Genomic DNA, 10,563 nt, shown 5'->3' on the forward strand with positions numbered 1-10,563 from the left:
GGTGACCTCGCGGCCCGTCACCCAGCGGATGATGTCGAAGTCGTGCACGGAGCAGTCCCGGAAGATCCCGCCGGACGCGGCGACATACGCGGCGGCCGGCCCGGCGGCAGCCGCCAGCACGAGCGTGACAGCGGCCGAACCGGCCAGGTAGGACCGGGCGGCCGCGAGCGACACCTCGCCGGTGACGAGCGGCCGGTCCGGGTTGAACACCCGGTCGTAGCCGAGGTCCTTGATCTCGTCGACGACCCGCATGAAGAACAGCAGACACAACAGTCCCGCCAGCCCCGCCACATGGCCGGCCGCACCGGCCCCGAGCGGACCGCCCGGCGTGGCCGGCCCGGCCAGGGTGCTCTGCACGGCCGCGGGCAGGAGCAGCACGTAGATGCTGTACTGGGCGAGCGGGAAGCGAGTGAGGAAGAACCTGCCGAAGACGCCCAGCGCCGTCACGACGCGGCCTCCTCCAGCACCAGGACCCGGCCACTGGCCCCGTCGATCTCGATCAGGCTGCCGTCCGTGATCCGGGCCGTCGCACCGGACACCCCGACGATCGTCGGGATGCCGAACTTCCGGCCGGTGATCGCCGTGTGCGACAGCAGGGAGCCACGCTCCACCACGATCCCGCGCGCGGCCAGCATCAGGTACAGCCAGCCGGGGTCGGTCTCCCGGGCGATCAGGATCGTGTCCTGCGCCAGGTCCTCGCCCAGTGCCGGGCTGAGGACCACCCGCGCCCGGCCGCGGACCCGCCCCGGGCAGGAGCCGAGCCCGCTGAGGACTTCCTGCCCGGCCCGGGCCGCGGCAGGCTCCTCGACGTGCGGCACCGACGTGCCCACCACGTCGCCCGTGGCGAACTCCCGGGCCGGCGTCAGCCGTCGTGCCCGCTCCCCGTCGCGCCGCCGGACCTCCGCCAGCCGGGCGAGGTCATGGGTGGTGCCCGAGCCGTCGACGAACCCGAACAGCTCGTCCAGGTCGAGCAGGAAGACGTCCGCCGGGTCGGCGAGAACCCCGCGCCGGTGCAGCTCCGCGCCGAGCGCCGCGATCACCTGCTTGCTGTAGCCGAACAGTTCGCTGCGCATGTACCGGCCGGCCTCCCGGTAGTACAGGTGCGTGCGCAGCCGGTCGAACAGGAACAGCAGCAGCCTGCGCTCAAGGGGCCGGTCCGGCAGCAGCCGGCGCAGCCGTTCCTCGCCGTCGGCCCGCCCCGCCCGCTCGCTCTCCTCCAGGTCCGCCACGCGCACGCCGGACAGGGCGTACTGCCGGACCACCTTGAGCAGTTCCCACGGGGTGTCGCGCAGATTGGGCTGTTCGAGCTTCAGCTCCTCGATGCCGCGGTCACCGTACCGGCGCAGATGGGAGCGGACCGCCGCGGCGAAGTCCGCCGGCAGCCGCCCGGACTCCAGTTCCTGCCAGAGCTCCCGGGGATCCGCCTCGGTGAACCGTGCGAGCAGCCGCTCGTCGTCGCGCACGAGCTCCCCGAGCCGTACCGCCCCGAGCGCGATCTCGGCTCCGCGCAGCTGCCGTCCTCCGCACAGCAACTGGCTGAAGAGCACGTCGTGGTCGGTGCTGCCCCACCGCTTCAGCAGCTGCTCGATCACCTTGTGGTACAGCACCATGAACTGGTAGTTGATCAGGGTCACGCCCCACAGCCGGCCCGCCGCGCGCCACACCTCACGAAAGTCCGCGACCAGCACCAGCGGGTGACGGCCGGCCGGCTCATGCCGCGGACCGCGCTTCTCCCGCAGCAGCCGCTGCCAGGCCCGCTCGAACGCCGCGAAGTCACGCGGGAGCGTGGCGAGGTTGCGGCCCGCGCGCGTCCAGCCGGTCGTGAGCGAACCGAGCCGTCGCAGGCGCTCAGCCGGGCCGGCGGGCGGCCGGGCGGGCTCGTGGTACACGGTGTCGAGCTCCGCCACCAGCCGTTCCCAGTCCCGGCGCAGCCCCTCGAACATCGGCAGCGCCGAGAGCATCGTCGTGAAGGAGGTGATGTTGTGGTAGATCCGCCCGTCGAGATATCCGAGCAGCCGGCCGGTGGAGTCGGCCACCTCCTCCAGCCGGCGCTCGCCGACCCCGCAGCGGCGCAGGTAGTCGTGGTTGAGCAGCGCGTAGAACCGCCGTGCCACCGAGTACGTCATCGGCGTCGTGGTGCCGGGGAAGCTCTCCGAGACGTTGGCGTTGCTCCACACGCGGTGCCGGGCCGGCTCCATGGCGATGGGCCGGGACTGCACCACGTGCACGACCCCATCGGGGGTGAGGGTGGCCTCGATGTCCTGGGGCGCGCCGAAGAGCTCCTCGATCCGGCGGCCGAGCCGCGCGAGCGACACCACCTCGTCGTCGGAGAGGACCGGCTCGTCGCGCCGCTCCACCGGAACCTCGGTCTCCACGACCCCGTGCCCGCGTTCCCCGTCAAGGGTGAGCATCGTGGGCTTGGAGGCGACCGTCCGCTCCACGCGGTCCGTGCCGGGGGTCACGAAGAAGTGGTCGGTTGCGGTCTTCTCCTGTACGACGCCCTCGCCGATGCCCCAGCCGGCGCTGATCACCACACGGCGGGCGTACGTCGCCGCGTCGGCCGTGAACATCACCAGCGAGCGCTCCCCGAGGACCATCTCCTGGACGCCGACCGCGACGGCGAGCCCGCGCGTGGACAGCCCCTGCCGCCGCCGGTACAGCAGGGACTCGGGGCCGAACGCCGAGGACCAGCACCGGAGCACCGCCTCCTCCACGTCCTCCGTGCGGACGTAGAGGAAACTGTCGCTCATTCCGGCGAACGGATGGTCCGCGGAGTCCTCCCCCTGGTCCGAGCGCCCGGCCAGCACCGACGCCCGGACCGCCAGCAGGGTGTCCGGGCCGGGGAACCACCGCTCCACCGCCTCCCGCAGCGCCGTACGGGACGCCCCGTCCAGTCGCACGCCCTCGACCAGGGCGCGTATCCGCGCGCTCGCGTCCCGCAGGGCGTGCCAGTCCTGGGGATCGACGCCGTCGAGCACATCGTCGATCCGGGCGGAGAGCGGGCCCACGGCACGCCGGTAGGCGTCTCCGGTCAGGCAGAACAGCGGCGGCACCCGCACGCCCGCGTCGTGCAGCACCTTCAGCCGGGCGAACTTCCAGCCCACCTGCTCGGGCCGCAGCGGGTCGTCGAGCGTCTCGATCATCAAGGTCACCTTTCGTTCACTTCTCCCGGCAGGCGCGCAGCGCCGCGGTCGGGGACTTGCCGGTGAGGTCGGAGCCGATCTCGTGTTCCAGCGCGCGGACGTCGGCCCAGTGGGAGCGGGTGGCCAGCTCCAGCACGGTGATCAGCCGCCGCGCCCGGTGCCCCGGCAGCAGCGCGCCGGCCCGGATCAAAGGCTCCGGCGGCAGCAGCCGGGCCGGGGCCCGGGCGGGCGGCGGGGCGACGACGGCGAACAGCTCCTGCAGCGTGACGGGCTTCCGGTAGGCCACGTTGAGCACCCGTCGCACGGGAGTGCCCCGCAGTTCGCGGTCGTGGGCGCGGGCCACGAGCCGGACCATCGCCTCCGCGTAGTCGTCGACGTCCATCACGCTCAGCCGCACCTGTTCGGGCGCCAGCCGCAGCGGCATGCCCCGCAGCGCCGCCGCCAGGGCGAGGAAGGAGCGGTCCTCCGCTCCGGGCAGGAACCGCGGCCGCACCACATAGGCACCGCCGCCGCGACGGCGCATCGCCTCCAGGACGAGCCGTTCGGCGGCGAGCCGGGTCCGCGCGAGCGGGGTCCCCGGCGCGGGCGGCGCGCTTTCGGAGACGAACTCCTGGGCGCCCTGCCCGTAGACGGACATCGAGCTGCCGTGCACCACACTCCGTACCGACGGCGGCAGCCGGTCCAGAACGGCGCGCGTCCCGTCGACGTTGACCGCCCGCAGCCGTGCCCGGTCCGTTTCCCGGTGCTCCGACGCCAGGTGCACCAGCACGGTGGCGTCCGGAGGCGGGAACGCCTCGGGCAACGCGTCCGGCAGCGCGCCGGCCATCTGCCGGACGAAGGGCGGCGGCTGCGGGAGGGGGGAGCGGACCAGAGCGGTCACCCGCCAGGGCCGGGGGAGGGCCGCCACCCGCCGCAGGAAGGCACGGCCCGTGTAGCCGGTCGCGCCGAGCAGGGCCACATGGGGGGCCGGCGAGCGGTGCGCGCTCACCATACGAAGGGGACGAGCCGCTTGCGGCGCAGCGCGAAGGCCCGGTAGCCGTCGATGGAGTACAGCATGCGTTCCTCCACCCGGATCCGGTACACGATCGCCGGCAGGAAGGCCCCGAGGAGCAGCACCACGCTGACGGGGTTGCAGAAGAAGGACACCAGCCCGAGGTGGGCCAGGAGCATGCCCGTGTACGCCGGGTGCCGCAGCAGCCGGTAGGGGCCGCCGTCGGCGATCCGGTGGTCCTCGACCGTGCGCACCCGGTGCGAGTAGAAGCGGCCGAGGGTGCGGATGGACAGCAGCCGCAGCGCGGCGCCGGCCAGCAGCAGGGCCGCCGGGATCAGCATCCACGGCCGCCAGGGCGCGCGCGGCACCGGACCGTACAGCGCCGCGAGCACGGTGGCGAGACGGGCGAGGCCGTACAGCAGCTCGCTGCCCCGGTCGTCCTCGGAGGCCGGCTCCCCGGCGGTCCGGAAACTGACCCCCACCTCGAGGAACACCCAGCCCAGATAGGCGGCGACCAGTACGGCCGCCATGCCAGAGGCATGGCCGGGCCCCGCCGCCAGGGCACGGACCAGGCCCCCGGCGGCGGCGCAGGTGCCGACCAGAAAGAGGATCGCGGGGAACCGCCGGACTGCGGTGACGCTCACAGGACCTCTCCCCGGTGCCCCGAAGCGGTGTGGGAGGCGCCCGCCCGCAGCCGCCGGTAGGCGGCGGGCGGCACGGTACGGCCGGTGAAGGCGACACGGCCCCGGGGCGTGTCCCCGTGGAGCAGTTCGCAGACGACGCTCTCGTCGCGACGGTGCGCGCGGTGGGGGTGACAGCGCAGCACCGGGCGGTGCGGCCAGGGGCCGTCCGCCGGCAGGGAGATCTCCAGGGAGCCGACGATGAACTGCCGGTCCGGCGGTGTTCCCCATGCCGTGTGGCTGACCATCGTGGCGGCCTGCCGGGCGGTCTCGACGAGAAGGGTCAGCGGATGGACGGCCCGGGTGTCGTGGTCCGCCGGCGCGAGCGCCCGCGTGGTGAAGGCTCCTGCTCCCGTGTCGTGCAGCGGGCCGACCAGGACGCGTTTCCGGCACCGCTTGTGCACCAGGCGCGGGTCCGCCGGCCCGGTCGGGGCTCCGTCGGGCACCTCGGTGGTGGGCCGGCGCGCGGACCGGGTGGGTTCGAGGCACAGTTCCGCCCGGCAGACGGTCGCCCCGGACTGCAGCACGAGCGCGTTCAGCAGCCGTACCCCGCCCGGGGCGGGCGCGGACTCGACGCGCAGCCGGGGCGGCGGGGTCTTCTCGCAGAAGCGGTCGAACCGCATCCGCAGGGCCGTGGGCTCCCAGTCGCCCGGCCGGTGCAGTTGTCCGGCGGCCCGCAGGGCGGAGTCGAGGAGCAGCATCGCCGGTACGTGATCCAGCGGATGGTCGAAGAAGAAACGATTCTTCTCGTCGATGGCCAGATCGGTCTCGATGGTCGGCCGGGTCTCGCCGGCCGGCTCGGTCGTGGAAGCCGGCTCGGTCGTGGAGGGCGGATCGCTCTCCACCGCGGTCCGCGCCGCGGTACCGGCCTGGATGAAGGTCGTCACACCGTCTCCGTCAGCAGGGGCCCGACCGTTCGCGCCACCGCGCTGCCGTAGCCGCGGTCGAGCCGGTCGAGCACGTCGGACATGAGCAGTTGGTAGGTCTGGGTCCCCGCGGACTCCACGGCCGCCGCCGCCACGGCACAGCCCAGCTGGCTCGCTCTGCGGTAGGGCCAGTGCCAGGCGAGGCCCGCGAGGAAGCCCGCGCGGAAGGCGTCACCCGCGCCGGTCGGATCCTGGACCCGAGCCACCGGCACGGCCCGCACGGTGAGCCTGGTCCCGTCGGCGCGGCGGACGAGGACACCCTCCGCGCCACGGGTGACGACCCAGGTCCCCACGCGGTCCAGGAGCTGGCGCTCCGTCCACCCGGTCCGCTCCAGCAGGAGAGCCGCCTCGTACTCGTTGGTGAACAGCACGTGTGAGGCGTCCACCAGGGCGCGCGCCTCCGCCCGGTCGAGCCGGGGCAGTTGCTGCGACGGGTCGGCCGCCACCCGCACCCCGAGCCGGTGCGCGGCGGAGGTGTGCCGCAGCATGGCCGCAGGGTCGTCCGCCCCCACCAGGACCAGATCGGTCTCCGCGGTGCCCGCCAGCACCTCGCACAGGTCGATCTCCCGCGCCTCGGCCATGGCCCCGGCGTAGAACGTGGCGATCTGGTTCTGGTCGCGGTCCGTCGTGCAGACGAAGCGCGCGGTGTGCAGCGAGGCGCTGATCCGTACGGCGCCGGTGTCGACGCCGTGCGCCTCCAGCCAGGCCCGGTACTCGGCGAAGTCGGCGCCGGCGGCTCCGACCAGCAGCGGGCGCAGGCCCAACTGCCCCAGTCCGAAGCAGATGTTGGCCGCCACCCCGCCCCGCCGCACGTCCAGCCCGTCGGTGAGGAAGGACAGCGAGATCTGGTGCAGCCGGCCGGTGATCAGGCTGTCCGTGAACCGCCCCGGGAAGGTCATCAGATGGTCGGTGGCAATGGAGCCGGTGACCGCGATCCGTGTGCCGGTGCCGGCCATGTCAGAGCCCCGCGGCGAGCTGGAGCGCCTCGACGCGGTCGGTGCGTTCCCAGGTGAACTCGGGCAGTTCGCGGCCGAAGTGCCCGTAGGCGGCGGTGCGGGCGTAGACCGGTCGCAGCAGGTCCAGGGCGCTGACGATCCCGCCGGGGGTGAGGTCGAAGACCTCGGCGACGGCCGACTGGATGCGGTGTTGCGGCACCGTGCCGGTCCCGAAGGTCTCCACGAAGAGGCCGACCGGCTCCTGCCGTCCGATCGCGTAGGCGACCTGCACCTCACAGCGGCGGGCGAGACCCGCCGCGACGACGTTCTTGGCGACCCAGCGCATCGCGTAGGCGGCCGAACGGTCCACCTTGGAGGGGTCCTTGCCGGAGAACGCACCGCCGCCGTGGCGGGCCATGCCGCCGTAGGTGTCGATGATGATCTTGCGACCGGTGAGCCCCGCGTCGCCCATGGGACCGCCGATCTCGAACCGTCCCGTCGGGTTCACGAGGAGACGGTGGCCGCCGGTGTCCAGCTTCACCCCGTCTTCCGCGAACGCGGTGAGGACCGGTTCCACCACGTGCTCACGGATGTCGGGGGCCAGCAGCCCCTCCAGGCTGATCTCCGCCGCGTGCTGAGAGGAGACGACCACCGTGTCCAGCCGGGCCGGGCGGTCCCCCTCGTAGGCGACGGTGACCTGTGTCTTGCCGTCCGGGCGCAGATAGGGCAGCGTGCCGTCCTTGCGGACGTCGGCGAGCCGGCGCGCCAGAGCGTGCGCCAGCTGGGCCGGCAGCGGCATCGACGCCGGGGTCTCGTCGCAGGCGTAACCGAACATCAGCCCCTGGTCACCGGCCCCGCCGGTGTCCACGCCCCGGGCGATGTCGGGGGACTGGGTGCCCAGGGACACCGAGACTCCGCAGGAGCCGCCGTCGAACCCCTTGGCCGACTGGTCGTAGCCGATGTCCAGGACGGTATGGCGGACCAGCGCGGCGATGTCGACCCAGGCGGAGGTCGACAACTCGCCGGCGAGGTGCACCTGGCCGGTGGTGATCATGGTTTCCACGGCGACACGTGCCGCCGGGTCCTGCGCGATCACGGCGTCGAGGACGGCGTCGCTGATCTGGTCAGCGATCTTGTCCGGATGGCCCTCGGTGACGGATTCCGACGTGAAGAGGCGGTGGTGCATGGGCGGTCCTCCTGAGAGAGCGGACATGCGAGAGGGCGGGGCGGCCCCGGAAGGCGGAGCGGCCCAGGTGGCTGCGTCCCGGGCGTGGACGGGCCGCGGGCGGAGATCCGGCTGCCGGAGGCGGGAGGCGGGAGGCGGGAGGCGGGAGGCGGGAGGCGGGAGGCGGGAGGCGGGAGGCGGGAGGCGCGGCGCATGGCTCGCCGCGAGCCCGGCCGGCTCCGCCGCTCCCGCGCGGGGCATGCCGCGGGGGAGTACGCCACCGGTGGTGACGGCGACACCGTGGGCGGCGAGGTGCGATGCGCCCCGGGCCTGAGGCGGCCCGCCGGCTGTACGGCGTCAGGACCACCGGTGGCGGCTGCCTCCCGCACATCCGGACCGACGGCCCGTCACCATGGGCCGCGCGGCCGTCAGGACTCCGTGCCGTGCAGCCACACCGGCAGGGCGCGGGGGCCGTTGGCGATGAAGGAGCCCGAGCCGGGGATCTCCTCGCGGGGCTGGGCCAGTTGCATCGCGGGGAAGCGTTCGAAGAGCCGGGGCAGCGCCAGACCCGCCTCCATGCGGGCCAGCGGCGCACCGAGACAGTGGTGCACGCCGTACCCGAACGCCAAGTGCTCCCGGCGCTCGCGGGTGGGGTCGAACTCGTCGGCGTGCGGGCCGTGCTGGGCGGGATCCTGGCCGGCCGCGGCGTAGGAGACGAGGATCGCGTCGCTCCGCCGGATCGTCACCTCGTCCAGCTGGATGTCCTCGACCGCGAACCGCAGGGGCATGTGCGCGACCGGGCCGTGCAGCCGCAGCGTCTCCTCGATCACGTCCGCCCAGGTGGTCCGCCCCGCCCGGAGACCGTCGAGCTGACCGGGACGGGAGAGCAGTTCGACGATGGCGCTGCCCAGCAGGTTCGCGGTGGTCTCGTGTCCCGCCCCGATCATCAGCATCAGGGTGTCGACGAGTTCCTGCTCGCCGAGCCGCTCGCCGTCGTCGTCCCGTACGGCGATCAGCGCGGAGGTCAGGTCGTCCCCGGGCCGGGAGCGCTTGAGCGCGACCAGATCGGCGAGGACCTCGTAAATGGCGCGGCCGCGGGCCTGGATGTCCTCGATGGTGCCGGGGTCGCGGAAGAAGTCGTCCATCATCCGCATCAGCGCCGCACCTGTGTCGTCAGGAACCCCGAAGAGCCGGCAGATCACCCCGAACGGCAGGGAATGGGTGAACTCCGCCCGCAGGTCCACCGGTTCGTTCCCCGGCAGCGCGGACAGCCGGTCCAGCATCTCCTCGACCAACTCGGCGACGGCCGGTTCCAGCGACTTCGTACGGCGCGCCGTGAACGCGCCCGCGACCAGCCGCCGCAGCCGGGAGTGGTCCGCGCCGTACGCCGTGAGCATGTTCTCCACGGACACCCAGGGATACAGCGGCCAGTCGGCGGTGATCTCGCCGTCGCGGAGCGCGGGCCAGTGCTGCCGAGGGTCCTTGGAGACACGGGGGTCGGTGAGCAGCCGCTTGACCGAGTCGTGCCGGGTGACCGACCAGGCGACCACCCCGCCGGGCAGTTCCACGAGCGCGGCCGCCCCCTTCGCGCGGAGCGTCGCGGCCTCCGCCGCGAGTGCGCTCCCGGTGGGGTCTATCGGGTACGGCGTGTCAGACATCGGTGTGCTTCATCCCATCTCGCGTGTCGGTGAGCCGCACGGGCAACCGCCACCGCGGCGGTCCAGGGGAGAGAGACCGCCGCGGTGGACGCCGGGCGCCTAGGCGTCTGCGGCGGACGCCGGCGGCAGGTTGTAGTTCGCGCGGAAGGTGTTGGAGGGGTCGTGGACGGCCTTGAGGCGGGTCAGCCGCTCGTGCGTCTCAGCGTCGTAGGCGGTACGGACCTGCCCGGGGCCGGCGTTCTCCCCGATCCCCATGAAGTTGAGGAACCGGCCCTGAGTCCGGGGCGCGACCGCGTCGAAGAGCTGCCGCTGCACGGGGCGCACGGTCTCCGGGGTGAACGGCCCCATGAGCGGCGACAGCACGTACAGCAGGTACCGCGCGTCGCGGTGGCCGATCGCGTTGGGCGCGCCCTGGGGACGGGCGAGGGCGCCGCCGAGGTGGCGCACTTCGGTGACACACATCACGGGGGCGTCGGGGCCCACGGTCTTGAGGATCGTGGACACGTCGGACGGAACCAGGTCGTCCAGCATGGCGTCCTCCGCGTACCACGGCATCGGCATCGGCGGATCGTTGTGGATCGCCGCACTGTCCGTGTACGGCATCTCGCCGAGCGTCTCCAGCAGGCGTGGGGCGACCGCCTTCAGCGGGGCGACCAGCCGCTCGCCCTCGTCGGCGGGACCGGTGTGGGCGATGCGGACGTGGGCGACGTACTTGCCGCGCAGCGGCTCCGCGACGACGGGAGCGTCCGGGACCGGGATGAGGGCGATGCTGGAGTTCATGGTGTCGGGGACGGTGTCGGTCCAGGCCCGCCAGGCGGACAGCACCTCCTCGACATGCTCCGCACCGAAGTACAGGCCCCCGCCGTAGATCCGGGTCACCGGTACCAGACCGATCTCCAGACCCGTCACCACACCGAAGTTGTCCCGGCCGCCCAGCAACGCGAAGAACAGATCCGGATCGCCCTCGGGTGTCACCGTCCGCAGCCGGCCGTCGGCCGAGACCACCTCCATCCGCCGCACCCGGTCAGCCGCATACCCGAACGTCCTCCCCAGCAACGGCAGTCC

General features: G+C 73.3%; 8 protein-coding genes and 1 pseudogene. All 9 read right to left on the reverse strand.

The window, feature by feature from the left end:
* Positions 1–105 (reverse strand): annotated as a pseudogene (locus ABZ079_RS36360) (dehydrogenase); the annotation flags it as partial.
* A 338-nt stretch (positions 106–443) separates the two neighbouring features.
* Entirely contained in the window at positions 444–3,143 is a 2,700-nt protein-coding gene (locus tag ABZ079_RS36365) for a PEP/pyruvate-binding domain-containing protein (protein WP_356943715.1), read from the reverse strand.
* Between the two features lie 16 nt (positions 3,144–3,159).
* Positions 3,160–4,134: an NAD-dependent epimerase/dehydratase family protein gene (locus ABZ079_RS36370; protein WP_356943716.1), complete on the reverse strand. Its 975-nt coding sequence runs from the start codon at positions 4,132–4,134 to the stop codon at positions 3,160–3,162.
* Positions 4,128–4,778: an isoprenylcysteine carboxylmethyltransferase family protein gene (locus ABZ079_RS36375; protein ID WP_356943717.1), complete on the reverse strand. Its 651-nt coding sequence runs from the start codon at positions 4,776–4,778 to the stop codon at positions 4,128–4,130. The genes ABZ079_RS36370 and ABZ079_RS36375 overlap by 7 nt, the downstream gene beginning before the upstream one ends.
* Positions 4,775–5,701, reverse strand: coding sequence for an AfsA-related hotdog domain-containing protein (locus ABZ079_RS36380; protein WP_356943718.1), 927 nt, complete (start codon positions 5,699–5,701; stop codon positions 4,775–4,777). Before ABZ079_RS36380 ends, ABZ079_RS36375 begins: the two co-directional genes overlap by 4 nt.
* Positions 5,698–6,696: a carbohydrate kinase family protein gene (locus tag ABZ079_RS36385; RefSeq protein ID WP_356943719.1), complete on the reverse strand. Its 999-nt coding sequence runs from the start codon at positions 6,694–6,696 to the stop codon at positions 5,698–5,700. The genes ABZ079_RS36380 and ABZ079_RS36385 overlap by 4 nt, the downstream gene beginning before the upstream one ends.
* A gap of 1 nt (position 6,697) precedes the next feature.
* Positions 6,698–7,861 carry a methionine adenosyltransferase gene (gene metK, locus ABZ079_RS36390; RefSeq protein ID WP_356943720.1) on the reverse strand — a complete coding sequence of 388 codons (1,164 nt, stop codon included), beginning with the start codon at positions 7,859–7,861 and terminating at the stop codon, positions 6,698–6,700.
* Between the two features lie 407 nt (positions 7,862–8,268).
* On the reverse strand, positions 8,269–9,498 hold the full coding sequence (locus ABZ079_RS36395; RefSeq protein WP_356943721.1) for a cytochrome P450: 1,230 nt from the start codon (positions 9,496–9,498) through the stop codon (positions 8,269–8,271).
* Positions 9,499–9,597: 99 nt separating this feature from the next.
* Positions 9,598–10,563, reverse strand: a 966-nt coding sequence (locus tag ABZ079_RS36400; RefSeq protein WP_356943722.1) for a BBE domain-containing protein, incomplete at its 5' end; no start/stop codon positions are given.

This window comes from Streptomyces sp. NPDC006314, assembly GCF_040613075.1.
Classification (GTDB): domain Bacteria; phylum Actinomycetota; class Actinomycetes; order Streptomycetales; family Streptomycetaceae; genus Streptomyces.

Excerpts from the sequence above, each read along its gene's own strand:
- ABZ079_RS36365 (WP_356943715.1), bottom strand. The coding sequence starts at position 3,143 with ATGATCGAGACGCTCGACGACCCGCTGCGGCCCGAGCAGGTGGGCTGG.
- ABZ079_RS36370 (WP_356943716.1), bottom strand. The coding sequence starts at position 4,134 with ATGGTGAGCGCGCACCGCTCGCCGGCCCCCCATGTGGCCCTGCTCGGC.
- ABZ079_RS36385 (WP_356943719.1), bottom strand. The coding sequence starts at position 6,696 with ATGGCCGGCACCGGCACACGGATCGCGGTCACCGGCTCCATTGCCACC.
- metK (WP_356943720.1), bottom strand. The coding sequence starts at position 7,861 with ATGCACCACCGCCTCTTCACGTCGGAATCCGTCACCGAGGGCCATCCG.
- ABZ079_RS36395 (WP_356943721.1), bottom strand. The coding sequence starts at position 9,498 with ATGTCTGACACGCCGTACCCGATAGACCCCACCGGGAGCGCACTCGCG.